Source organism: Sinorhizobium sp. CCBAU 05631 (assembly GCF_002288505.1).
Classification (GTDB): Bacteria; Pseudomonadota; Alphaproteobacteria; order Rhizobiales; family Rhizobiaceae; genus Sinorhizobium; species Sinorhizobium fredii_C.
Window position 1 is genome coordinate 222,302 of the sequence record NZ_CP023064.1, and the last position, 23,401, is coordinate 245,702.

At 64.4% G+C, this 23,401-nt stretch carries 18 protein-coding genes, 3 pseudogenes and 1 riboswitch; of the genes and pseudogenes, 15 read left to right on the top strand and 6 right to left on the bottom strand.

Annotation, left to right across the window (positions count from 1 at the left end):
- Positions 1-11: 11 nt before the first annotated feature.
- The 3 genes from SS05631_RS20545 to ribB all read left to right on the top strand — a co-directional run bounded on the left by SS05631_RS20545 (position 12) and on the right by ribB (position 3,251).
- Positions 12-1,499, top strand: a complete 1,488-nt coding sequence (locus tag SS05631_RS20545) for a sugar ABC transporter ATP-binding protein (protein ID WP_037424624.1) — start codon at positions 12-14, stop codon at positions 1,497-1,499.
- Positions 1,500-1,514: 15 nt separating this feature from the next.
- On the top strand, positions 1,515-2,303 hold the full coding sequence (locus tag SS05631_RS20550) for an SDR family oxidoreductase (RefSeq protein WP_037424626.1): 789 nt from the start codon (positions 1,515-1,517) through the stop codon (positions 2,301-2,303).
- Between the two features lie 60 nt (positions 2,304-2,363).
- A riboswitch (FMN riboswitch) is annotated at positions 2,364-2,510 on the top strand.
- Positions 2,511-2,621: 111 nt separating this feature from the next.
- Positions 2,622-3,251, top strand: coding sequence for a 3,4-dihydroxy-2-butanone-4-phosphate synthase (gene ribB, locus SS05631_RS20555; RefSeq protein ID WP_037424632.1), 630 nt, complete (start codon positions 2,622-2,624; stop codon positions 3,249-3,251).
- A 43-nt stretch (positions 3,252-3,294) separates the two neighbouring features.
- Here ribB and SS05631_RS20560 read toward each other — a convergent pair whose 3' ends face one another.
- Complete coding sequence (locus tag SS05631_RS20560; RefSeq protein ID WP_037424701.1) at positions 3,295-4,890, bottom strand: winged helix-turn-helix domain-containing tetratricopeptide repeat protein; 1,596 nt, start codon at positions 4,888-4,890, stop codon at positions 3,295-3,297.
- A 250-nt stretch (positions 4,891-5,140) separates the two neighbouring features.
- Here SS05631_RS20560 and SS05631_RS20565 point away from each other — a divergent pair, with 250 nt between their 5' ends.
- The 7 genes from SS05631_RS20565 (at position 5,141) to SS05631_RS20595 (ending at position 12,148) form a co-directional block, all read left to right on the top strand.
- Positions 5,141-5,893 (top strand): SDR family oxidoreductase, encoded by a 753-nt coding sequence (locus SS05631_RS20565; protein WP_037424642.1) that lies wholly within the window; start codon positions 5,141-5,143, stop codon positions 5,891-5,893.
- Positions 5,894-5,966: 73 nt separating this feature from the next.
- Positions 5,967-6,380, top strand: a complete 414-nt coding sequence (locus SS05631_RS20570) for a cupin domain-containing protein (RefSeq protein WP_037424650.1) — start codon at positions 5,967-5,969, stop codon at positions 6,378-6,380.
- 89 nt (positions 6,381-6,469) lie between these two features.
- Positions 6,470-7,567 carry an HlyD family secretion protein gene (locus tag SS05631_RS20575; RefSeq protein ID WP_037424651.1) on the top strand — a complete coding sequence of 366 codons (1,098 nt, stop codon included), beginning with the start codon at positions 6,470-6,472 and terminating at the stop codon, positions 7,565-7,567.
- Complete coding sequence (locus SS05631_RS20580; protein ID WP_037424652.1) at positions 7,564-9,171, top strand: DHA2 family efflux MFS transporter permease subunit; 1,608 nt, start codon at positions 7,564-7,566, stop codon at positions 9,169-9,171. Before SS05631_RS20575 ends, SS05631_RS20580 begins: the two co-directional genes overlap by 4 nt.
- 168 nt (positions 9,172-9,339) lie before the next feature.
- Positions 9,340-10,365, top strand: coding sequence for a helix-turn-helix domain-containing protein (locus SS05631_RS20585; RefSeq protein ID WP_037424653.1), 1,026 nt, complete (start codon positions 9,340-9,342; stop codon positions 10,363-10,365).
- A gap of 192 nt (positions 10,366-10,557) precedes the next feature.
- Positions 10,558-11,532: an AraC family transcriptional regulator gene (locus SS05631_RS20590; protein WP_050988350.1), complete on the top strand. Its 975-nt coding sequence runs from the start codon at positions 10,558-10,560 to the stop codon at positions 11,530-11,532.
- Between the two features lie 112 nt (positions 11,533-11,644).
- On the top strand, positions 11,645-12,148 hold the full coding sequence (locus SS05631_RS20595) for a cupin (protein WP_037424654.1): 504 nt from the start codon (positions 11,645-11,647) through the stop codon (positions 12,146-12,148).
- Between the two features lie 108 nt (positions 12,149-12,256).
- Here SS05631_RS20595 and SS05631_RS20600 read toward each other — a convergent pair whose 3' ends face one another.
- Positions 12,257-13,315 carry an adenylate/guanylate cyclase domain-containing protein gene (locus tag SS05631_RS20600; RefSeq protein ID WP_095678105.1) on the bottom strand — a complete coding sequence of 353 codons (1,059 nt, stop codon included), beginning with the start codon at positions 13,313-13,315 and terminating at the stop codon, positions 12,257-12,259.
- Between the two features lie 237 nt (positions 13,316-13,552).
- On the opposite strand from SS05631_RS20600, the gene SS05631_RS20605 reads away from it, so the two are divergent.
- Positions 13,553-14,008: an SRPBCC family protein gene (locus tag SS05631_RS20605; protein ID WP_037424655.1), complete on the top strand. Its 456-nt coding sequence runs from the start codon at positions 13,553-13,555 to the stop codon at positions 14,006-14,008.
- Positions 14,009-14,044: 36 nt separating this feature from the next.
- On the opposite strand, the gene SS05631_RS20610 is transcribed toward SS05631_RS20605, so the two are convergent.
- Entirely contained in the window at positions 14,045-15,136 is a 1,092-nt protein-coding gene (locus tag SS05631_RS20610; protein WP_037424656.1) for a PHB depolymerase family esterase, read from the bottom strand.
- A gap of 977 nt (positions 15,137-16,113) precedes the next feature.
- On the opposite strand from SS05631_RS20610, the gene SS05631_RS20620 reads away from it, so the two are divergent.
- Positions 16,114-16,587 (top strand): hypothetical protein, encoded by a 474-nt coding sequence (locus SS05631_RS20620; protein ID WP_037424658.1) that lies wholly within the window; start codon positions 16,114-16,116, stop codon positions 16,585-16,587.
- Here the strand turns inward: SS05631_RS20620 and SS05631_RS20625 are convergent.
- Together SS05631_RS20625 and SS05631_RS20630 are read right to left on the bottom strand one after the other, a co-directional pair.
- Positions 16,577-17,230 carry a response regulator transcription factor gene (locus SS05631_RS20625; RefSeq protein ID WP_037424659.1) on the bottom strand — a complete coding sequence of 218 codons (654 nt, stop codon included), beginning with the start codon at positions 17,228-17,230 and terminating at the stop codon, positions 16,577-16,579. The two genes, SS05631_RS20620 and SS05631_RS20625, sit on opposite strands and share 11 nt — an antisense overlap.
- Positions 17,227-18,669, bottom strand: coding sequence for a sensor histidine kinase (locus tag SS05631_RS20630; RefSeq protein WP_037424660.1), 1,443 nt, complete (start codon positions 18,667-18,669; stop codon positions 17,227-17,229). Before SS05631_RS20630 ends, SS05631_RS20625 begins: the two co-directional genes overlap by 4 nt.
- Positions 18,670-19,682: 1,013 nt before the next feature.
- On the opposite strand from SS05631_RS20630, the pseudogene SS05631_RS32680 reads away from it, so the two are divergent.
- Positions 19,683-19,994: pseudogene (locus SS05631_RS32680) on the top strand (hypothetical protein); the annotation flags it as partial.
- A gap of 67 nt (positions 19,995-20,061) precedes the next feature.
- Entirely contained in the window at positions 20,062-20,853 is a 792-nt protein-coding gene (locus SS05631_RS20640) for an EAL domain-containing protein (RefSeq protein WP_037424663.1), read from the top strand.
- Positions 20,854-20,880: 27 nt separating this feature from the next.
- Here the strand turns inward: SS05631_RS20640 and SS05631_RS20645 are convergent.
- Positions 20,881-21,827: pseudogene (locus SS05631_RS20645) on the bottom strand (LysR family transcriptional regulator).
- Between the two features lie 45 nt (positions 21,828-21,872).
- On the opposite strand from SS05631_RS20645, the pseudogene SS05631_RS20650 reads away from it, so the two are divergent.
- Positions 21,873-23,316, top strand: a pseudogene (locus SS05631_RS20650) (MFS transporter).
- Positions 23,317-23,401 lie beyond the last annotated feature (85 nt).

The window sequence follows — 23,401 nt, forward strand, 5'->3', positions numbered from 1 at the left end:
AAGGCAGCGCCATGACCACCCAGTCTCCCATCCTCTCGCTCCGTGGGATCCAGAAGTCCTTCGGACCGATCAGGGTCCTGCACGGTGTCGACCTCGACATCTATCCGGGTGAGGTCGTGGCGCTGCTTGGCGAAAACGGTGCCGGGAAATCGACCCTGTCGAACATCATTTCCGGCACCGTGCAGCCGTCCGCCGGGGAAATGACCTGGCTTGGGGCAGTCTATGCGCCCGCCAATCCCCGTGCCGCGATGGACGAGGGGGTCGGCATGATCCATCAGGAGCTGAAACTGCTCCCGAAGCTCTCGATCGCCGAGAATGTTTTCGTCGGCCGCTATCCGATGAAGGCGGGTCGCGTCGACCGCTGGGCGATGGAGGAACGGGCGCGCAGCGGCCTCAAGCGGCTGGGTCTCGACATTTCGCCCGACCGCCTCGTCGAAGGGCTCTCGACCGGCAAGCAGCAGCTCATCGAAATTGCCAAGGCGCTGACGCTCAATGCCCGCCTGCTGATCCTGGACGAGCCGACCGCGGCGCTCGGCGGCGAGGAAACCCAACGCCTCTTCCAGCAGATCGAACGGCTGAAGGCGGACGGGGTGGGCATCATCTACATCTCGCACCGTCTCGAGGAAATCCGCCAGATCGCCGACCGCGTCGTCGTCATGCGCGATGGCGCCAAGGTCAAGGAATTCGACAGCGGCGACGTGCCGATCCGCACCATCGTCGAGGCCATGGTCGGGCGCTCGCTCGAGCGCATGTTCCCGGCCCTGCCAGCGCCTCGGGAAGAGGTGACGCTTGAGGTCCGCGATCTCACCTCGCCGACGAATGCATTCCGCAATATCAGCTTTTCAGTCCGAAAGGGCGAGGTGTTCGGCATCGCCGGCCTGATGGGCGCCGGCCGAACCGAACTCGTGCGCGCCATCACCGGCGCCGATCCGATTTCGGGTGGCGAGATTCTCTTGAATGGCAAAGCCGTCACGCCCCGCTCGCCAATCGAGGCGATTCGCAGCGGGATGGTTCTCGTGCCGGAGGACCGCAAGCTCCAGGGCGTCGTGCTCGATCATTCGATCGCGGAGAACATCGGCTATGCCAATCTCGGCGCAATTGCCCGCAACGGCTGGGTTTCCTCCCGCCGTCTGCAACAGTTTACCGACGAGTGCATCAGGAAATTCGGCGTGAAGGGCCGCGGGCACCAGAACGCCGGCGAGCTTTCCGGCGGCAACCAGCAGAAGGTGGTGCTCGCCAAATGGCTGGCGCGCAAGCCGCAGGTCGTCGTGCTCGACGAACCGACGCGCGGCATCGATGTCGGCGCCCGCTCGTCGATCTACGACCTCATCATGGATCTCGCCCACCAGGGGGTCGCGGTCATCGTGGTCAGTTCCGATCTCGAAGAAGTGCTTGGCGTCTCCAACCGGATCATGGTCATGGCCCAGGGCAGACAGACCGGCATTCTTGACCGCGAGGACGCAAACGACGTGTCGGTCATGGAACTCGCGACGATTTGAACAAGGAAGAAATTCATGTCTGAAATCACGCTCAATGCGCCGAGATTGTTCGATCTCTCCGGCAACGTCGCCTTCGTCACGGGGGCGGGCAGCGGCATCGGGCAACGCATCGCCATGGGGCTGGCGCAGTGCGGCGCCGACGTTGCGCTGCTCGATCGCCGCACGGACGACGGACTGGCGAAGACCGCGGAATTCATCGCCGGCACGGGGCGCCGCAGCATCCGGATCGCCGCCGACGTGACCAATGGCGGGGCGCTCAACGAGGCGGTCGCCCGCACCGAAGCGGAACTCGGCCCGCTTGCCCTTGCCGTGAACGCGGCCGGCATCGCCAATGCCAATCCGGCCGAGGAGATGGAGGAAAGCCAATTCCAGACGATGATGGACATCAACCTGAAGGGCGTTTTCCTGTCCTGCCAGGCGGAAGCCCGCGCCATGCTGAAGAACGGCCGCGGCTCGATCGTCAACATCGCCTCGATGTCCGGCGTGATCGTCAACCGCGGCCTCAGCCAGTGCCACTACAATGCCTCGAAGGCCGGCGTCATTCATATGACGAAGTCGATGGCGATGGAATGGGTGGGCCGCGGCGTCCGCGTCAACACGATCAGTCCCGGCTACACGGCCACACCGATGAACACCCGGCCGGAAATGGTGCATCAGACCAAGCTGTTCGAGGAGCAGACCCCGATGCAGCGCATGGCGACGGTGGACGAGATGGTCGGGCCTGCCGTCTTCCTTCTTTCGAATGCGGCAAGCTTCGTGACCGGCGTCGACCTCCTGGTCGATGGCGGCTTCTGCTGCTGGTAAATATCACGGGGCCAGCCTGAGCTGGCCTCTTGCTTTTTGCCGGTGAAATTCCTTATCTACGCTTGTTCTCAGGGCGGGGTGAAAATCCCCACCGGCGGTATTCGGAGCGATCCGGGAGCCCGCGAGCGCTTCCGCCGATGCGGAAGGTCAGCAGACCCGGTGAGAGGCCGGGGCCGACGGTTACAGTCCGGATGGAAGAGGACAATGTCAGCAAACCGCTCGTTGTCGGGCGGCGCGGACTTGTTCGCCCAAGGGATGAATAGCGGCCGAAACGCCGCGGTTTGACGCCAATGCTGGCTACCCTTGAAAGGCAATGGAATGGCAATCTCGAAAATTGAAGACGCAATCGCGGCCCTGGCGCTGGGCGGCATGGTCGTGGTCGTCGACGACGAGGACCGGGAGAATGAAGGCGACATCATCGTCGCCTCGGACGCGGTGACGCCCGAAACGATCGCGTTCATGATGAAGCACGCCCGCGGGCTGATCTGCGTCGCGATGGAAGGAGAGCGTCTCGATGCCCTCGACATCCCGCTCATGGTCCCGCAGAACACCGAGCTCCACAAAACCGCATTCACGGTCTCCGTCGATTACCTACCCGCAACCACCACCGGCATTTCCGCAGCCGACCGGGCCGCGACCATCCAGGCGCTGATGGATCCCGGCGTGCGTCCGGCGGACTTCGCCCGGCCGGGGCATATCTTTCCGCTGCGGGCGCATCCGAACGGCGTACGCGGCCGGCCGGGGCACACCGAGGCGGCGGTTGAGCTGGCACGCCTCGCCGGCAAGTCCCCATCGGGCGTCATCTGCGAAGTTGCCAACGACGACGGAACGATGGCCCGGCTTCCGGAGCTCGTGGTGTTCGCAGAAACGCACCGGCTTCCGCTGATCACCATCAGAGATCTGATCGCATTCGTCGAGCAGCCGGCCGACGCGACACAGGCTGCCTAACTGCCGAGTGAGGCACGCCGCCACGCGCTGCCTCTCGTCGGGCTCACTCGGGCAAGCCCGCCAGCCGCAATCCATCGGCGAACCGCGCCAGGTCTTCCGGGCGGTGGATCGGCAGCCAGGCCTTAAGATTGGAGACGCGTAAGGACGGATCAAGCGCACGCAGGCGCTGCATTGCGTGGCCCGCCTCGTCAAGGCGCCCGGCAAGCGCATGGCTTGCCGCCAGCAAAGCGACCGCGACCAGCAGGCTGGGCAGGTTCCCCAATGCCTTTTCCGCCCAGGCCGAGGCGGGATCAAAGCGCCCGGCGAAGAAATTTGCCAGCGCCATCCCGACCTGCATGCGGAACATTTCCGGATCCAGCGGGCTCAGCCGAACGGCATGGGCGAGGTGCTCCATTGCGGCGTCTGTCTCACCGCGAAGCGCGCGGAGCGCACCGCCGAGGAACCAGGCGGTGGCGAGATTGGGGTTGAGCAGCACGGCCCTGTCGAGCAAGGCGATGCCGCCGTCGAGGTCGCCGGCGAGATGGGCGAACGCATGCCCGCCTCTCGTCAGGGCGACCGCGTCGTCCCGGCCGTGTTCCACTGCCAGCCGCGCCAACCGCACGCCTTCGGCGATCTCGCGGTCCCGCTCGGTCATCCAGCCGTTTAACTTGCGCCAGAAATGGCACCAGGCCGCCGCGGCATAGGCCGAGGCAAATTCGGGGTCGAGCTCGATCGCCCTGTAAAACAAGCGCAGCGCCGCCTCGATTGCTTCGCGGGTTCCGTTGTGCAGCTTCGCCATACCGCGAAGATAGTAGTCGTAGGCGTCCAGGCTCTCCGTCGGCTTGCGCTTGGCGCGCTCGATCTCGGCGCGTTCGAGCTGAGGTGAGATCGCGCCGACGACGGTTTCGGCCATCTGGTCTTGCAGCTCGAAGATGTCGTCGAGCGTGCCTTCGAAGCGCTCCGCCCAGAGATGCGTCCCGCTCGTGGCATCGATGAGCTGCCCGGTGATGCGCACCTTGTTTGCCGCCTTGCGCACGCTGCCCTCCAGCACGTAGCGCACGCCGAGCTCTTGGCCGACGTCCTTCACATCCACCGTCCGGCCCTTGTAGGCAAAACTCGAATTGCGGGCGATGACGAACAGCCATCGGATGCGCGACAGTGCGGCTATGATGTCCTCCACCACGCCGTCGGCGAAATAGTCCTGCTCCGGGTCGCCGCTGAGATTCTGGAAGGGCAGGACGGTGATCGAGGGCTTGTCCGGAAGGACGAGCTTGGAAGGAGGCTCCCGCGCTTCGCCGGCGGAGTGACCGACGATGCTTTGCCCGTCGGGCTCGCTCGGCTTCGCGGCCTCGCCGGTCTCGATCGCGCCTATGAAGCGGAAGCCCTTGCGGGCGACCGTCCGGACCAGGCGCTGCTCCTCGCCGTTGTCGCCGATCGCCTTGCGAACCGCGTTGATGTGGCTGGTGATCGTCGATTCCGAGACGATCCGGCCGCTCCATACCGCCTGCAACAAATCGTCCTTGCTGACGACGCGGTCGCGGTTCGTGACGAGATGCAGCAGCAGGTCGAAGACCTGCGGTCCGACGGTCACCACTTCCGAGCGCAGGGTCAGCTCTCGACGCTCGGGGTCGAGCACATAGTCTCCAAACACGAATTGCACGTCGGCATCCCTCGACCGAGCGGCTCGGCTTGCCAGCCGGAGCAGCGGCGACACTTCTGTCCATTGATAGCACGGCTCGCCGTAACGCGCGCGCACCTCGGCCGCAAGGATGATCGGCAGCCGCCTTGGACGAATAACCAAGCTTCCCTCAAGGTCAATTCAAGCCCGCGGCAAGGACTTCCGGCAAGCTTGCAGGCACTCTCCACCCGGGTCGACGGCAATGGTGCGGTCGGCAGAAACGGAGAGAGCCATGAAGATCGTCGTCATTGGAGGCACCGGCCTCATCGGATCGAAAGTCGTGAAGAACCTCAGGGAGCGCGGCCATGAGGCCCTCGCCGCTGCCCCGAACACCGGCGTCAACACCATCACCCGCGAGGGCCTGGCCGAAGCGCTGGACGGGGCGGAGATCGTCGTCGACGTCGCCAACGCGCCGGTTTGGGAAGACAAGGCAGTCCTCGAATTTTTCGAAACGTCGGGCCGCAACCTGTTGGCCGCGGAAGCTGCCGCCGGCGTCCGCCACCACGTGGCCCTCTCGATCGTCGGCAGCGAACGGCTTCCCGACAACGGCTACTTCCGGGCGAAGGTCGCGCAGGAAAACCTTATCAAGGCGTCCGGCATTCCCTATACCATCCTGCGCGCCACGCAGTTCTTCGAGTTCGTCGGCGGCATTGCCCAGGCGGGGACGGTCGGCGAGGAAATTCGCCTGTCGCCGGCGCTTTTCCAGCCCATGGCCTCCGACGACGTTGCGGCGGCGCTCACCGATGTCGCGCTCGCGCCGCCTGCAAACGGCACGGTCGAAGTCGCCGGTCCGGAGGCGATGCCGCTCGACGAGTTGGTCAGGCGCTTCCTCAAGGCAACCAAGGACACGCGCAAGGTCGTACCGGACGTTCACGCCCGCTACTTCGGCTCCGTCCTCGACGATCAATCGCTGACCCCAGGCAGCAATGCACGCATCGGTGCAATCCGGTTCGAGGATTGGCTCGCCCGGCAAGTCGCCCACTGAGTCTCCGGCGAGCCGCCAAGATGAACGCGGCCCCGCACATCTTTACGACAGCTACCCTCGAAGGAGAAATGCCATGCTTGCACGATTTCTCTCGGCTGCTGCCCTGGCAGCGCTTTCGATCACTGCAGCTTCCGCCGATGACAGGCCGGCGGGCAAGGTGACCGTCGTCTTCGACCACGCGCTTCCCAACGTCCCTGGCAAGAGCATGAAGGGAGTGCTCGTCGAGTACGGGCCGGGCGGCGGGTCGCCGGCCCACACTCATCCGAAGTCCGCCTTTATCTATGCGACGGTGCTCGAGGGCGCGATCCGCAGCAGCGTCAACGGTTCGCCGGAAAAGATCTACAGGGCCGGCGAGAACTTCTACGAGGAGCCGGGCTCCCATCATCAGGTGAGCGCGAATGCCAGCGACACGGAACCTGCCCGACTGCTGGCGGTGTTTGTCGTCGACACCGACGAAACGGAACTGACCACGCCCATCGGACAATAACCACGTCGTTCGAGTGCCCGCAGCCCTGGGAGGCAACCGCCGCAAGGGCTGCTTACCGGGCCATCGGCATTTCAACAGGAACTGAGAAAATGGATACGCTCGAGGACAAGATCGCCATCGTCACCGGCAGGAGCCCCGCGAAAGGTGTCGTCGCGGCGAAGTCCAAAAAGAAAAAGATCGCCGGCTTGGCTCTGTGCGTCGGCGCCGTCGCCGTCATGGCCGGCGGCTGGGCCTGGGCCCGTTCGGGCGGCGGGGCGTCGACCGACAATGCCTATGTCCGCGGCGACGTGACTTCGCTCGCGCCGAAGGTTGCGGGCTATGTCACGGCCGTTGCGGTTCAGGACAACCAGACGGTCCGAGCGGGTGACGTCCTGTTCCGCATCGACGATCGCGACTACCGTGCACGGCTTCAACAGGCCGCCGCCAACGTCGAAGCCGCCCAGGCTCGGCTCATCAACGTCGATGCGGAGACCGAGCTTCAGCATGCCCTCATCCGCCAGGCCGAAGCCCAGAGCCGGTCGGCCGTGGCGGAGCTCAATTTTGCGACCAAGGCCTATGATCGCCGCCGCGAACTGATCCGCAGCAACACGATCAGCCAGGCCCATGTCGACGAAAGCGATGCGGCACGCACGAGAGCCGAGGCGAACGTGTCAGCCGCCGCCGCAGCGGTAGAGGCGCAGCAGCACCGCATCGCCGTCCTTGCCGCTCAGCGCGAAGCGGCCGTTGCTGCCGTGGCGCAGGCGGAGGCGGCGCGCGACCTCGCCCAAATCGATCTCGACAGCACCATCGTACGCGCGCCGGTCGCGGGCGTCATCGGCAACCGCCAGGTCCGCGTCGGTCGGCTTGTCGCGCCCGGCGCCTCCTTGCTCGACATCGTTCCGGTCAATTACGTGTGGGTTGTGGCCAATTTCAAGGAAACCCAGCTCGAACATATCCGGCCCGGCCAGCGCGCCCGCATCACCATCGACGGCTACCCGAACGGGGTGCTTGACGGCGTGGTTGACAGCTTTGCGCCCGGCAGCGGGTCCGCCTTCAGCCTGCTCCCCGCTGACAATGCGACAGGCAACTTCGTTCGCGTCGTCCAACGCGTTCCGGTGAAGATCCGGCTTGCCAAAAATCCGTCCCCCGGCCGCATCGTGCCCGGCCTCTCCGCGCGCGTCGAAATCGCGCAGGGAGGCGGCTCATGACCACAGTTTTCACGGCCACAGAGAGCCGCGACAGATCCGCGGCCGGAACCCTTCTAATTGCCGGCATCGTGCTTGCCACCCTCACCGAGGCGGTCGCCAGCACCGTGCTGTCGCTCGGACGCGGCGACATCATCGGCGACACCTACGCGACGCCGGACGAGTTCGCCTGGCTGGACATCGGATATACGACGTTCAAGCTCATCGGGTTCCTGGCTGCCCCCTGGCTCATGAACCGTGTTCGGCCGCTGAACCTCGTCATCGGCGCCACCCTCGTCATGGGCATCGCCTGCGGCACTGCCGCCATAACCGATCGCCTCGACCTGCTGGTCGCGCTCCGCATCGTTCAGGGCCTTTCCGGCGGCATCCTGCTTGTCGGCGGCCAGGCCATCATCTTCTTCACCTATCCGCGATCCCGCCAGCCTATCCTTCAGGCGCTGTTCGCGATGGGAGCCGTCGTCGCCCCCGCGACGATCGCGCCTGCCCTCCAGGGGTGGTTGCTCGACAGTCAATCCTGGACATGGATTTTCTTTAGCGTCGTTCCGGTCGCGCTCGCCGCTGTCGGGCTGCTGTTGATCGCCGACCCGCCGGAAACCCCCGAGACCGTGCGCCGTCCGTTCGATTGGATCGGCTTCGCGCTGATCTCGCTCTCGCATTTCTGCTTCACCTATGTCTTCAGCCAGGGCAGCCGATGGGATTGGTTCGAGGAACCGCGCATCCTGTGGCTGACTGTGATCGGTCTCGCCGCTCTGCTGGCATTTCTCGGCCAGCAGGTGCTGGCCAAGGGACGGGGCCTCCTCGACTTCACCCTGTTCGGATCGGAAGATTTCACCTTCGCCTTCATCGTCAGCTTCGTCGCCGGCGCCGCCTTGTTCGGAAGCGCGTTCCTGATCCCGTCCTTTGCCGTCTCCATCCTCGCCTTCAGGCCGACGGACGCCGGCCTGCTTCTGTTGCCAAGCGGCGGGCTTTTCATCGCCGCTCTGCTCGTCGCCGCCGTTCTCTTCCAGGTGCGCCGCGTTCCGCCCTTCGCCACGGTGCCATTCGGCATCCTGCTGATCATGATCGCGATGTGGATGCTGTCCGGGTCGACCATCGAGAGCGGCGCCGACGACATGATGGCAGCGATCCTGTTGCGCGGCCTCGGCCTTGGCTTCCTGTTCCTGTCGATCACCCTGATCGCTTTCAGCAACCTCGGCAGCCGAAACCTCGCCTCCGGAATCGGGCTCTTCAATACGGGCCGCCAGCTTGGCGGGCTCGCGGGAGTCGCCGCGCTCCAGACGCTGATCGACCATAACGTCGTCGCCAATCTCGCCGTCCTCGGCGCAAATGTCACCGCCGGCAAGCCCGCGGTCATCGAACGACTGACGGCGACGGCGGCCATGCTGACAGCGAAGGGGATGGACGCGCCCGAAGCCGGCCTGGCGGCGACCAGCCTTCTCGGCCGGGCCGTGACAGGTCAGTCCAGCGTGATCGCCTTCGACACGGCATTCAATGCGGTGGCGCTGCTTTTCGTCGTCGCCGCCCCGCTGTTGGTCGGCATGAAGATCGGGCTGGGCCGATACGCGAAAGCGCGCTCTGCCCGGTTGCTGAAGGCGAAGGCGTCGTAGCGCGGGCAACTGTTGCGCATCGATGTTGCCCCCCCTATGCTTTCGGGCAATTTCGCGCCACGGCTTTCGACGGCATGGGGAAGCATGCGACGCTAGGCGGGAACCTTGCTTTACGCAGAGGGACCGCCTGGTCTGTCGTGCGGGCGTTGCAGATGCAATCGGGGTCGCATGTCGGATAACAACGCTGCACAGGCATCGTTTCAATTTCGCGGTTCGTCATTCGACAGCATGATCGAAACGCTCGGCGGCGCTTTCGGCACATTCGCTGCCGAGCCGATCAGCGAGGCGCAGAATTTCCGTTGGGGGATCGACCTTTCGGCCTGCGACAGTGCCGTGTTGATCACGGGCTATCATCAAAGCGATTTCGAGTTCCACATCGAGCCGACCGCCGATACTGCGGAGTATCTGTCGATCGTCGTGCCTCGAAACGGCGGCATGGGCGTGACCTACGGGCCGCGGATGGCCGAAGCGGGGCCAGGGGGATTGCTCCTCTACAACAATTTCGAACCCAATAGCGTCATCATGCACGGGGAAGACAACCTCGTGGACGAGCTCCTGATCAATTGGTCTGTCGTCCTTCAGACATTGGGTCAGACCTTCGAGGCGCCCTTCGACGGATCCCTGAACCTGCTGCCGCAGGTGAGCTTGTCCACGCCGGCCGGCCAGTTGATCGGCAATCTTGCAGAAACGATCATGGGCGGCATACGCAACGGCGGTCCCTTGCTGCAGTCGCCAATCGCTATGGCGCACTTGACGCAGGCGCTTGCCGACGTGGTGGTGCGCCTGGTCCCCCACCGGCTATCGCACTTGCTGGACAAGAAGCCGTGCCTGATCGCCCCGCGCCATGTCCGCCGGGCGATCGAGTTCATGCAAGCCAATATCAATCAGCCGATCACCATGCCTATGGTTGCCGAAGCTGCCGGCGTTTCCGTCCGAGCTCTGGAAACCGGCTTCCGCGCCTTCCGGGATACGACGCCCGCCGCCTATCTCCTCAGGCTTCGCCTGCGCTCGGCACGCCAGGACCTCCTCGATCCCGAGAACAATCAGACCCTGAGAGCGATCTGCCTGAAATGGGGCTTCTTTCATTTCGGGCGGTTTTCCGCGGTCTACAGGGCGACCTATGGCGAAAACCCCTCCGATACAAGGCGGCGCGTCGGCGGTTCTGTTTTCACGGGCGCGGACGTCCTGCGGTGAATGCGGCGTTCGGCGTGAAAGTATCTGCCGCGGGACACCTGCAACTCGGTGCATCGAATGCAGCCTGTTGCATTACAAGGTCCATTGTATGATGCTGTGCCGCCGCTGCGATGTATTATGGCATACCTTTCAGCGTGACGGCGCCACCCGCGGAATTCTGCTCATAGAATGTAAGCAAGGAGAAGAGTATCGATGGCATTGGGGGATTCGGCGACGCGTCCGGACTGGGTGTCGTTCGAAGGGCGCGACCCGGACCGCCTTGCAGCAACGCTGACGAGTTGGGTCTCCAGTGTCGTTGTCCGGCCACTTGGCAGGGAGAGCATCTATTACAAATGCGCCTGGGCGAACGCCGGCATCGTATCGATCGGCTGCACGCACATTGAGGGACGAGTCCTCTTCGAGAGCGAGGCCGACGGCCAGCTGGTGCTGCTCGTGCCGCTTCGTGGGGGTGTAGACCTTCGCATGGGACGGGAGGCATTTCGCACGTCGCCCGGCCGCGGCGCAGTCATAGAAGGCGATCGCCGCATTGTCGCCCAGTCCTCGAGCGCTCGCGAGCACATGTTCGTCGCTATCGATCGAGCGGCACTTTTGCGCCAGCTCTGCGACATTGTCGAGATGCCGGTCTCCGGTGCCTTAGAGTTCTCGCCGGAACTCGATCTGTTGTCGGGACCCGGAACGGCGATTGCCAGCATGGCCGAGACGCTGAGAGCGGGCCTTACTGGCGATGCACCGTTGCGCAGGTCGCCCCTCGCGCTGACAAACTTAAGTGAGGCCTTGATCCAGCTGCTCCTCGACACGGTGCCTCACCGCTTCTCGGAAAAAATGCGCCGCGCGGTTTCGCCGGTCCCGCGGCATGTGAAGAAGGCGGTCGATTTCATGAGGGCCAACCTGTCGAGGCCGATTACCCTGGTAGAGGTCGCCGCCGCCTGCGGGGTCAGTTCGCGTACCCTCCAGCAGGGGTTTCGCCAATTCAAAATGACCACCCCGATGAGCTACCTCCAGGATCTGCGGTTGAAGGCGCTTCGCGAAGAGCTGACCCAGGCCTGGCCGGGGCAAAGCGTCGCCGACATAGCGCTCAAATGGGGCTTTACGCATATGGGGCGTCTGGCGACCGATTACCGCAACCGTTTCGGAGAGCTTCCATCCCAGACACTCCGCTCCTGTTGAGCGGCCGGCCGGGACGGCTGCACCCCTCGCGCCCAATTGCCGGCGATCGCTCGAATTCGTCGAATCAGGTCCTATAAATAATGGGAACGACATCTAATGGGCGGAGCCGGAGATGCGCGAACCCGAATGCATGAAATTCCAGCCGAGCGAATGGGTGCCGAACCACCCCAGGCTGCCGGTGCTTCTTTATCGTCAGGCTCTGTCCGCCGCGGAGAGCGATGCGGCGGCGTTCGAGCGGCGCTTTGCCGCGGCCGGTTGGCAGGGGCTGTGGCGCAACGGCGTCTTTTCCTATCAGCATTATCATATCGGCGCACATGAAGTCCTCGGCATCGCCGGAGGCAATGCGAAGCTGTTGATCGGCGGTCCGGACGGCGTGGTGCTGAAGGTGGGTGCAGGCGACTGTCTCGTCCTACCGGCGGGGACGGGTCACAGGAACCTCGGGTCGAGCGACGCTTTCCTCGTCGTCGGCGGCTATCCGCCCGGGCAGACGGCCGATATCCAGACGCAGGCCGCCAGCACGAGCGCCCTGCAAACGATCGCCAACCTGCCGCTCCCCGCAACCGACCCGCTCCATGGCGCCGACGGGCCCCTGACGCGTCTTTGGAAAGAGGCCTAGGCTGCGGATTGGGGCGACGTCTTCGCTACGAACTGCGCGTTCGACGCTCGCGCTGCCGTGCCTCGGTGCGCCATCGGTGGCGGGGAGGGCGACGGACGACGTCCCTGATCACCCCTCCGCCAGCGTAAACACGGCGCAGGGCGCGGCGATGCCGCGGAGCTCGTGGTCGCCGAGTGGCAGCAGCGGGCTTGAGGTTTCCTCGGCGACGGCGCCGGAGATCAGGACCGAGCGGCCGAGCGGGCGGCAGAGGCCCTCGAGGCGGCTGACGAGGTTGACGGCGGGGCCGATAGCGGTGAAATCCAGCCGGTCGACGGCGCCGATATTGCCCCAGAGGACGTCGCCGAAATGCAGTGCCGTACCGAAGAGGAGCGGCGGCAGCCCCTGGGCCTGGCGCGCGGCGTCAAGATGCGCCATGCCGGCGCGGGCGGCGACGACGGCGCGAAGGGCCGCCTCGCAGGCCTCGGCTGCCGAACCGGTCACAGGGAAGATCGCCAGCAGGCCATCGCCGATGAACTTCAACACCTCGCCACCGAAGGCGTGGATCGCCCCGGCGACGCGGTCGAACCAGGCGTCGAGCGACGCGATCATCTCGGCGGGCGGGGTTGCCTCGGAGAGCGCGGTGAAATTGCGCAGATCCGCATAGAGCAGTACGGCGCGGATGGTCTCGCCGGTGCCGCGGGTCAGTGCGCCGGCCCGGACCCGTGCGGCACTGCGGCGGCCGAGATAGGCCTCGAGCAGCGCCGACAGCGCAGCCCGCTCGGCAAGCGCCGCCAGTGGCGCCGCGGCAAAGCGGGCCGCCTGCCGCAGCCGGCTCGCTTCGGCCGGGTCGAAGCCGCGTATCCCGGCCCAGGCGAGCACCGGTTTGTCGGGCGCCGCTCCGACCGTGTCCTCCAGAACCGGACCGAGTCCGGCCAGCCAGTCGCGCTCGGCATGGCTCGGCGGGCCGCCGGCGAAGCCTAAAGATTCGATCACCGCCCCCGTCTCCGCGCGCCACAGCCAGGTGCGGCGGGCGATGATCGGATGCGGCACCGCGAGCGTCAGGGCGCCGCCGGCCAAGGGAAGACGTTCGGCCAGGAGCCGGCTGCCGAGCTCTGCGAGGAAACGGTCGGGGCCGGGCGAGGCGCCGGCCTCGTCCAGCAGCCAGCCGAGGGGTGCGGGCAGGTCCATGCGGGAAGCATAGCGCCAGGAGAGGCGGCCTGTCATCCGCGTCTGCGCGTGACCTCTCGAAGCGAAATTGGTGGAAAGAAATCACTTGCAGATCGATACTTACACTCGTCTCGGGCGGGTCTGCTCGCGCGGGGCGTATTGGTGGTTTCGCATCCGGCGCCGAGGGGCTATCATTGGAACGGTCCCGATCCCGCCTGCCGATCCGTCGCCGCAAGGGGGCAACCATGGGGGAGACCGATGCAAGAGTCCCTCGTCGTCCGCCGTGAGACGCATATTGCCGCGCCGCCCGCGGCGGTCTTCGCGCTGCTGACCGACCCCGAGAAGATCCTGCGCTGGATGGGCACCGAGGCGGAGATCGAGCCGCAGCCGGAGGGGCTTTATCTGGTCAACGTCACCGGGGCCCGCTTCGCCCGCGGATCCTTCCGCGAGGTCGTGCCGGTGCACCGGCTCGCCTACAGCTTCGGCTGGGAGGGCAGCGAGGTCGTGCCGCCGGGATCGAGCCTGGTGGAAATCGACCTGATCGAACAGCCGGACGGAACGCTGCTGCGCCTGACCCATTCGGGCCTGCCCAGTGCCGAGCAATGCGCCGGCCATGCGGAAGGCTGGGCCCACTATCTCGACCGGCTGGCCGCGGCCGCAGCCGGGCGCAATCCAGGCCCTGATCCTTGGCACGGCCGCACGGGCAGCGACTGATTTTAGAGTTTTGCCGCCGCGTGCGGTGGATGCCGGCTATCGCTTCAAGCCGGCCGCGCGAAGCGCATAATCGATGACTTTCCGGATCTTGTCGTCCGGTGACGACGAGCGATCCTCAGGCACGAGGCGGTCGGGAGGCGCCTTGGCCACCGATTTGCGCCGCCGGACCGTCGCGGGTTTTCGCGTCAGCCGCCAGGATTGGGCGATGTGTGCGGTGGAAGAGATGCCGACGTCGAGCATATAGGGACCGCTCTTCCCGTAGCCGCTCGCCACGTCGAGCGGCAGCCCATGTCCCATGTCGCGGATGGTGTAGAGCGCGATGCGGTCGCGTCCGTCGGCGTCCCTCCAGACCTTCCGCGTCTGGCCGTCTACGGCTTCGGTGACAGCCAGCGCCGAAGCGACGTCGTGAACGCCGCGCCATTGTTCGACGATCGCCCGCGCATTCGCTTCGGCAACGGTGCTGTCCCCGGTTCCGTGCCACACGGAAAGCGTCGGCCAGGGTCCGCTGTGGGGGGAGGCGGCGCGAAGGCCGGCGCGCAGTTCCCGGATCATCGGGATGCCGTGGCCGTGCATCCGCTCGAATGCCTCCGATACGGTCGACGCGGTTGCATAGGGAAGCCCGGCAATGATCGCGCCGCCGGCAAAGACGTCCGGATAGGTCGCGAGCAGAACATTCGCCATTGCGCCGCCGGCGGAAAGGCCGGTGACGTATATTCGCTCGCTGGCAAGCTTGTGCCTTGAGACCATCGTTTCGATCATTTGCCGGATGGAGAGAGCCTCGCCCTTGTCGCGGCCGATGTCGTCGGGCAGGAACCAGTTGAAGCAGAGATTGCCGTTATTGTCGCGCACCTGCTGCGGGTAGAGAAGCGCGAAACCCTGCTCGTCGGCCATTTGCGACCAGCCGGAGCCTGCATCATAATCGGCCGGAATCTGCGTGCAGCCGTGCAGGACGACGACGAGCGCCGGCTTCCTGGCGAGGCTTTTCGGCAGGTAGTATTTTGCTTTCAGCGCACCGGGGTTCGAACCGAAATTCGTGAGTGTCAAAAGCCTGTTGCGGGAATGAACAGGCTCGGCTTTGTCTGACCTGAGCCGCGTAATCCTTGCAAGCCTATCGGATACTGTTCTCATGAATGGGTATCTCCTTGCCGGGCGCCACCAAGCCATAACGTAGCTGAGCGGAATTTGTTGCTGCACTGCACAATGAATTATCCGTGATAGGTCCTTCAGTACCCGCCCGGAGCGACAAGGGTGACGATCAGACCTTGGTCGGATGCGCTCCCGTCTTTCGAACCAGTCTCGAAACCGCAAAGGTCTGATGACCGCGTCTCGGTGGAACGAAAGGCCGTGGAACCGCATAGCTGCCGATGAGACACCGGCGGACTGACACGTAGTGCGCGGCGTCGGGCAGGTCTGACGCGGGCAGGGTTTACCCCGCGACCAAATGGATGGAGATGCGCGATGCGATACAGAATATCGGCCTATCCGGAACGCGAAGCCCGCAGCGGAATACCCGTCGCATTGATGCTTGTGCTGATCGCCCTCTTAAGCGCCTATCTGTTTGTAGGGGATTTGCTCACGGAGCCCCGACAGCAAACCCGTGTCTATGCACCCGATACCGTTACAATGGTCGAAAGCGCGCACGACGCGCCGTAACGAGCGGGTGCCTGTGGCGATTCGGGACCCCTGGCGCAGCGTGCATCGGCCTTTGGTCTGATCCGCACGCGCAGAGGTCTGAGTGCTGAGGAGAAAAGGAACTTATAGGCGAAAGTGCTGTTCTTGCAGCAATCTTCGCGCAGCGCCGTCCCTTCCTGCGCGGGGGTCGAGCTCGCCGGTCCCATCCGGCGGGCTCTCTTTGTCGCTGCGGCCCGATGGCTAAACCGATCTCTTCAGACCTTGGTCCGAAGTGGGCTGGGCGAATGTCCAGACGCGACGTGAGAAAGGTCCAAGAACACTCGATATGGCAAGCCGCGGGTTGACGATTGATTTGCGCCGTGGGCAAGGTATTCCGAGAAAGGCGAGCACGAAGATCGCCGGATCGGCTCGACTCCAATAAGCCGGCCTTTGCTCGTCATGCTGATAGCCACTGCCAGGCGAATGGTGCGCCAATGATTTTTCTTAGCAGCAATGCCAAGACCAGCGGACGAAAGTTCGTGGCGGTCCTGTGCACCGTGACGATCGGCTTTGTCTTCGCAGGCCTGCCTTATAAGGCAACCCTGTCCGACTCTGCGCTCGAACTCTCGCTTCAATCCGCCCTCGCCAAGAATGGTGGCAATGGCGGTGGTAATGGCGGCGGCAATGGCAATGGTGGCGGCAATGGTGGCGGCAATGGTGGCGGCAATGGCAATGGCGGCGGCAACGGCAATGGAAAGGACTCGAACAGCAGCAGTTCCAGCGGAGCGAGGGCAAAAGGTGCGGCCGTCGGAACCTTCGGCTCGATCTTGAAAATTCGCCACGTCGAAGGAATAAGCGAAGAAATCAAAAACGGCCGCTACATCATGAAAGACGGCCGCGGGCGCACCATCGTGAACCGGCGCGCGACGTCGGCTGACCAGAAGCGGCTGCTATCCCTTATTGACTGAGCGGGCGATCTAAGGCGTCGCGCAGCACCATTGCCGCCTCGGTCCGGTTGGCGACGTCGAGCTTTGCCATGATCTGCGTCATGTGGTGCTTGATCGTCTTCTCGTGCAGATTGAGCTTGCGAGCGACCTGCTTGTTGCTCATTCCTGATGCGACGAGATTGAGAACCTCTCGCTCTCGAGTGGTCAGGTCGTGGATCAGGTCGAACTTGCTTGCCGAGGGGGGTGCGCTGTTGGACAGGAGTTTGGCCGACAGTGTCGGAGCCACGTAGCTTTCGCCGGAGGCGACGGCGCGGATGACATCCGCCAGCGCTCTCGATCCGATCCCCTTGAGGATATAGCCCTTGGCGCCGCCCTGCAGGGCGGCCTTGACGTCGTCGCCTGCCTCCGAAACGGTGAGCATGACGATCTTCTGCGCCGGAGCGATCTGAAGAATAAGCGGCACCGCCTCGAGTCCGCTCCCGGGCATCGAGATATCGAGCAGCATCACGTCGGGCGCCAGGTTCTCGGCAATTCTCAGCGCATCGTCGCGCGAGCCGCCTTCGGCTACAATTTCGAAGCCTTCGAGCTCCGATAGACTCCTCGTCACCCCCTCTCTGAACAGAGGGTGATCGTCGATCACCGCAACGCGAATCGCAGTCGTCATAGCTGCCCCACCTCCTCGATGCCGAGCGACATCCGGACAACCGTGCCCGGAGCGGCGCCGTTCAGTTCAAATGTTCCGCCGAGACTTTCTATCCGCTCTCTCAGACCGGCAAGCCCGAGGCTCGTCGACCTCACTTTGTCGGGATCGAAACCGGGCCCGCCATCGGCTACCTCGATCCGCACCCTGTTGCCGTCCATGCTCTGCACGACACGCTGCCCAACGCCTCCGCCGTGTCGGTAGGCATTGTTCAACGCCTCCTGCACAAAACGGTATATGCATATCTTCGCCGAGGGGGAAAGGTGATCCGGCGGACGGGACAGCGACAAATCCACAGCCGAGCCGGTTCGCTGCCGGTGGGCGTGGACACAGCGCTCGAGTATCTCTCGCAGGCTCGCCGTTTCGATCTGCGGCAGGACCAGCCCGTTGCATATGGTTCGGATCTCACGCATCGCCTCGTCGAGACTTGCCTTGATGGCGGCGACCTCGCGTTCGCGCTTGTCTGTCGGGGTCGCCGTGCTCATCAACGCCTCGCTATCTACCCTCAGCGAGGCATAGGCCAGCAGTTGAGCGGGGCCATCATGCAGGTCCGCACCGATCCGGCGCAGCATCTGTTCGTTGAGAGCCGTGGCCCGCTGCGACGCCTGCTGCAAGCGCCCGCGCAGCATCTCATTCTGCTCAAGCAGCGCGGAAAGTTCCTCGACGCGCTGCTTGAGGGCGAGGCGCTGCTTGTCGATCGTCCTGCTGCCGCGCATCACGATTGCCGAAAGCATGATGAAGAATGCAAGCGTAAAGCCCGCAACGGCCAGCCACGTCTGGATTCTGGCCCGGCCCAGGCTGAGCTCGAAATCATTGGCAATCTCATGAAACTCGGAGACGGCGACCACCTGTCCCGACCAGGGCTGCAGCACGGGATTGTAGATTTCGAGAAGCGGCTTGTTTGCTGCGCGCTCGGTCTCGCCATCGAGATCGTCTACCGGCGTGAACTGAGCCACGACGTCGCCGTCGAATGCCGCCTTCAGTTCAGGACTTAGCTCGAACCGTTTTCCGACCATGCTCTCTTCATTCGCGTAGAGGATGGTGCCGTCCGCCCGCCAAAGTCGAAACGCCAGCAAACGGCCACCGAGCGCGCCCTGGCCAAGTGTCTCGTCGAGCGCACGCGAAACGGTATCGTCGAGAACTTCTGTCGTCTGCATGTCCGGCAGCAGAGGCGCAATCACGCTGTCGACGTAGAGCGCTGTCGTCGCCGCCGAGTTTCGGGTGACGGCGTCCTCGATAAGGCTCGTGACGAACGCGCCCACCACGATCATTGCCGTGGCGGCGACGATCCCGCCGGCCATCAGGAACTGCTTCGCCAGGGGCTGGGCGTTCCATCTTGTGATCAGGTCTTTGGCGCGCACGACAAATCTCGGGCCTGTCCGCTCGATTCGTTGGCGGCACATCGTTCGATTGATGCCGATATAACTACCGTCTCCTATAGGCGGGTCAATGGCACGCCACGTTTGCGCTGGTGGCTCGGACCTTTTGTGGCCCGTTCTGTCAGACCTAGGTCCGAGAAGCCAGCGCAATAGTCCGACAGCCATGGTGGCGCGACCCCGCTCAAGCTACCGTCGCCTTGGTAAGAAATCCGACGCCTCCAAGCATGAGGCAAGTGAAACCAAGGAGGCCGGCTATGGCTATTTCCAAGACAATCGGAAGGAGCGTCCTTGCCCTGGCGATCGCGGTCGCTCCTCTTGCAACCGTGACCTTCGGCGCCTCGGGTGTTGCTTTTGCCAAGGGCGGCAATGGCGGCGGAAACGGCGGTGGCAATGGCGGCGGCAACGGAGGCGGCAACGGAGGCGGTCATGGCGGCGGCCAGAGCAAGTCGCATTCCGGCAGTGGCAAGCAGGACAAGGCGCGGTCTGGCAAGAGCCATGGCGACAAGACCCTGAAGTCGCTCTTTTCGCGCGGGACCAAGTCGAAGAAGACGATCAAGGCAGCCAAGCCAGTGAAGTCTGGACACGTCGCGGCGGGCAAGCCGAAGACGGTTGAACCTGAAAAGGTAAAGCTGGGCTCGGGGTTCAGTTCTCTGAACCGGAACTATCACGCCTATCTCAGCTCCAACGATCCACGCATGGCAGCGATCTCGGCTTATGCGATTGCCTATGCCGAGTTCGAAGCTGAGAACGGCATCGACGCCATCCCCACCGATCCTGCCCTGAGCGACGAGGCGCTCCGCGAAGCACTCGAAAGCTTCGATAAGGACGGCGTCGTGACCGACGACGACCTTCTCGAGGTCAAGGAGATACTCGGCGTCGGGCCAGCAACCGGCAAGATCGACCAGATACGCGAAACGCTGCCTGACACGTCGGATACATTGGACACGTCGGACGCCTCGGATAGTTCAGACCGTTCGGACACGGATCCGTTGGACCCGGATGAGGAACTTGAGAGCGCCGTGCGCGGTTCGGGGTTCAGTTCGCTGAACCGGAATTATCACGCCTATCTCAACTCCAACGACCCGCGGATGGCCGCGATCTCCGACTATGCGATTGCCTATGCGGAGTTCGAGGCTGAGAACGGTTCCGACGCCATCGCGACCGATCCGGCCTTGAGCGACGAAGCGCTTCGCGAGGCACTCGAGAGCTTCAGCAAGGATGGCGTCGTAACCGGCGACGATCTCGCCGAGGCTAAAGAGATACTCGGCGTCGGACCGGAGTTCGGCAAGATCGACGAGATACGTGAAACGCTGCCGGAAACCGCTGACGACCTGGGTGTTGCGGAGTAAACCTGAGTTCGGACGGTGCCGGCAGCAGCCGGCATCCGTCCGCAATCCGTTTGGGGCGGCTTGATCCATGAATTTGCAGACACGCGACGACGCAACTTGCGGTGCTGTGCGGGCGATGCAGCACGGACGGATCGGGTTCTCCCTGCAACAGATAAACGCCGTCGCTGATCCAGGCGAGGTCCTCTATTCGAAATGCCTCGCGAGATTCGTGGAGCCGGACGGTACGGTCAGAACCCGCGGAGAGTTCTCCGCTTTCCCCGGAGCGTCGCAGATCGCTCTGGCTTTCGGGCTCGATCTCCTCGACCTGGCGTTTGAATGGCTCGCTTGCCATCCGTCGGACGTGCTCGGCTGCGACCTCTCGGCCGAGATCATAGCCGATGAGCGAAGCTGCATGGTGTTGCACGACCTCCTCTCGCGGCACAGCGCCTTGGCGACCCGCATGGTTCTTGAGGTAACGCAGCCTCTGAAAACGCCCTTCGCCGCGAACTTGCTCGGCAGCGCCCGCGCGATGGACTATAGAATTGCGATAGACAGGTTCGGGACCGGCAATGCGCTGTCGACCATCCCGGTCGATCTCGTGAAAATCGACGCATGTTTCGCGCAGCACCGCCTGGGTGATGCCGCGCCGATCCTGCGTGACCTGGTCGCTCTGGCCTCCTTTGCGGCATCGATTGTGGTTGTCGAAGGCATCGAAACATACGATCAGCTTGAGGCCGCCAGGTGCGCCGGAGCGACACATGTGCAGGGGTTTCTCCTTTCGGAGCCGACTCTGCCGCCCGTCTATTCGCGCAGCGCACGAGCATTCAAGCGAAGATTTCGCCCAGCCTCGCTCCAGCCGCATCTGCCGCAGTGCTCGTAGCACCGTAGCGATCGAGAGCACATTCGATCAGCAGGCGGTACCTGCGACATTTGCGATCTTCTTTTCCGACCGCGAGTCCGTCGGCCGCTTCGCGCAAATTGCCCGGACGCACGCCCGCAACCAACGATGCCCCGGGTCTGCCTCGAGGCGTGGATGCCAAAGCATCGACACGGTGATCTCCGGAATGGGGATCGGAATGGGAAAACTGAACAGATCGTCACGAAGGTTGCCGGTGTGGCGCTCGGGGACGGTGGCAATCATGTCGGAGTTTTTCGCCAGCGCCAGCGCGGGAGAAAAACCGCCAACGGTTGCGGTAATCTCCCGTTCGAGACCGAGCGCCTCCAGAGCGGCATCGATCGGCCCGTTATCTCTACGGTGGCGGGCGACGAGCACGTGCTGCCCGGCGGCATAGCGGGCGGGCGTGATCTCGCCCTGGCAGAGCGCGTGTCCGACACGCACAATGCCGACGAAGCGATCCTGGAACAAGGCCTGCGTTGCGGATCTCCGGGCTCTGGCTCCCGCCTACGACGCCGGTCTCCAGGTCGACGCTGCCATCCCGTAGCGGCGTGCTGTCCTTGTCGAGCTTCGGGACGAAGCGCAGCGGCACGCCCGGTGCCTCGGCGCCGGCCTTGGCGATCAGGGCCGGCCCGAAATTCTCGACGAAGCCGTCGCTCGTGCGAAGCGTGAAGGTCCGCACGAGCCGGCCGAGATCCAAACGGTCGGCAGGCCTCAGCGCCGCCTCCGCCTCCTCGACCAGGTGGCCGACGCGCTCACGCAATTCGAGCGCGCGGGGTGTCAGGACGAGGCCGCGGCCGGCCCGCACTAACAGGATCGCCGGTCGCAGCGCGCAAGCGCGCAAGCTGCCGGCTCATGGCGGAGGGGCTCAGCCGCAACCTTCGGGCAGCGCCGGCGACGCTTCCTTCGGCAAGCAGCACATCGAGGGTGACGAGAAGATTGAGGTCCGGATGCGACATGCGGGTGACGTTACCTCTCGAGCGACGCCGATGAGAGGAACGACGATGACAAAATACCCGTATGACACGGTTGCTGCTGGCATGGAGCAGCCGATCTCGGCCCGCTGGACACTGACCAGCCTTTCCCTTTCCATGCTGCTGGCCTCCTTGGGCGTGAGCATCGCCAATGTTGGCTTGCCCACCCTGATCCAGGCCTTCTCCGCCTCGTTTCAAGAGGTGCAGTGGGTCGTCCTCGCCTATCTGTTGGTCATCACCACGCTGATCATCAGCGTCGGTCGGTTCGGCGACATCGTCGGCCGCCGCAAACTGCTGCTCGCCGGTATCGCCCTGTTCACGATCGCATCCGGCCTGAGCGGCGCCGCGCCGCGTCTTTCCTGGCTCGTCGCGGCGAGAGCCCTGCAGGGGTTGGGCGCCGCAGCCATGATGGCGCTTGCCCTGGCCCTGGTCGGCGAGGTCGTCCCGAAGGAAAGGACCGGCAGCGCCATGGGGCTGCTCGGCACGATGTCGGCGATCGGGACGGCGCTCGGCCCCTCCCTGGGCGGCGCGTTGATCGCCGGCTTCGGCTGGCGGGCGATCTTCCTGGTCACGGTGCCGATCGGCCTGTTGGCTTTGCTTCTTGCCTGCCACGCACTGCCGACGGATCGTCCGGCATCAAGGGCGTGCCGGCCCGGCTTCGACCTCGTCGGTACGCTGATCCTCGTCTTCACCCTCGGCGCCTACGCGCTCGCCATGACCATCGGGCGCGGCAGCTTCGGGGCGACCAACCTGGCTCTGCTGCTGGCGGCCGTCTTCGGCATGTGTGTCTTTCTATTGGTGGAATTTCGGACGGGGTCACCCTTGGTCGATTTCGCGATGCTGCATCAGCCGTCGTTTCGCTCGGGGCTTGCCACGAGCATGTTGGTCGCTACGGTGATGATGGCGACGCTGGTGGTGGGGCCGTTTTTACCTGTCGCGCGGTCTGGGGCTTGATGCGGCGCTCGTCGGCCTGGTGATGTCGGTCGGACCGGTCGTCTCGGCGCTGACGGGCATTCCGGCGGGGCGGCTCGTCGATCGCTTCGGCGTGTGGCGCATGGCCGCCGCCGGTCTTGGCGCCATGACGGCCGGTTGCCTCGCACTCTCGCTCGTTCCGGAAGCGCTCGGCGTCGCCGGCTATGTCATGCCGCTCGTCATTCTCACCGGCGGCTACGCGCTGTTCCAGGCGGCAAACAATACCGCTGTGATGAAGGACGCGCGGCCCGAGCAGCGGGGCACCGTCTCGGGGCTCTTGAACCTCTCGCGCAATTTCGGGCTGATCACCGGCGCATCGATGATGGGAGCGGTCTTCTCCTTCGCCGCGGCGAGGGAGACTGCGGCCGCCACCGCCACCGGCATGCGCGCCACTTTCGCCGTCGCCACGGTGCTGGTCATTATTGCGATGGCCGTCGCGGCGGCAAGCCGCGCCGGGATGAGGTCAACACCTCAAGAGGCCCGGTCAGCCGGGGCCGGGTAACCCTCTGGTTCAATTGTTGCCGCAATCGGCGGCACCCCCCTTGTGGGGCCTTGTGGGGGAGTTGCCCGGCAGGGCAGAGGGGTAT

What these genes read in the sequence shown, in the direction of transcription:
- SS05631_RS20545 (WP_037424624.1), top strand. Translation starts at nt 12, where the DNA reads ATGACCACCCAGTCTCCCATCCTCTCGCTCCGTGGGATCCAGAAGTCC.
- SS05631_RS20550 (WP_037424626.1), top strand. Translation starts at nt 1,515, where the DNA reads ATGTCTGAAATCACGCTCAATGCGCCGAGATTGTTCGATCTCTCCGGC.
- ribB (WP_037424632.1), top strand. Translation starts at nt 2,622, where the DNA reads ATGGCAATCTCGAAAATTGAAGACGCAATCGCGGCCCTGGCGCTGGGC.
- SS05631_RS20565 (WP_037424642.1), top strand. Translation starts at nt 5,141, where the DNA reads ATGAAGATCGTCGTCATTGGAGGCACCGGCCTCATCGGATCGAAAGTC.
- SS05631_RS20570 (WP_037424650.1), top strand. Translation starts at nt 5,967, where the DNA reads ATGCTTGCACGATTTCTCTCGGCTGCTGCCCTGGCAGCGCTTTCGATC.
- SS05631_RS20575 (WP_037424651.1), top strand. Translation starts at nt 6,470, where the DNA reads ATGGATACGCTCGAGGACAAGATCGCCATCGTCACCGGCAGGAGCCCC.
- SS05631_RS20580 (WP_037424652.1), top strand. Translation starts at nt 7,564, where the DNA reads ATGACCACAGTTTTCACGGCCACAGAGAGCCGCGACAGATCCGCGGCC.
- SS05631_RS20585 (WP_037424653.1), top strand. Translation starts at nt 9,340, where the DNA reads ATGTCGGATAACAACGCTGCACAGGCATCGTTTCAATTTCGCGGTTCG.
- SS05631_RS20590 (WP_050988350.1), top strand. Translation starts at nt 10,558, where the DNA reads ATGGCATTGGGGGATTCGGCGACGCGTCCGGACTGGGTGTCGTTCGAA.
- SS05631_RS20595 (WP_037424654.1), top strand. Translation starts at nt 11,645, where the DNA reads ATGCGCGAACCCGAATGCATGAAATTCCAGCCGAGCGAATGGGTGCCG.
- SS05631_RS20600 (WP_095678105.1), bottom strand. Translation starts at nt 13,315, where the DNA reads ATGGACCTGCCCGCACCCCTCGGCTGGCTGCTGGACGAGGCCGGCGCC.
- SS05631_RS20605 (WP_037424655.1), top strand. Translation starts at nt 13,553, where the DNA reads ATGCAAGAGTCCCTCGTCGTCCGCCGTGAGACGCATATTGCCGCGCCG.
- SS05631_RS20610 (WP_037424656.1), bottom strand. Translation starts at nt 15,136, where the DNA reads ATGAGAACAGTATCCGATAGGCTTGCAAGGATTACGCGGCTCAGGTCA.
- SS05631_RS20620 (WP_037424658.1), top strand. Translation starts at nt 16,114, where the DNA reads ATGATTTTTCTTAGCAGCAATGCCAAGACCAGCGGACGAAAGTTCGTG.
- SS05631_RS20625 (WP_037424659.1), bottom strand. Translation starts at nt 17,230, where the DNA reads ATGACGACTGCGATTCGCGTTGCGGTGATCGACGATCACCCTCTGTTC.
- SS05631_RS20630 (WP_037424660.1), bottom strand. Translation starts at nt 18,669, where the DNA reads ATGTGCCGCCAACGAATCGAGCGGACAGGCCCGAGATTTGTCGTGCGC.
- SS05631_RS20640 (WP_037424663.1), top strand. Translation starts at nt 20,062, where the DNA reads ATGAATTTGCAGACACGCGACGACGCAACTTGCGGTGCTGTGCGGGCG.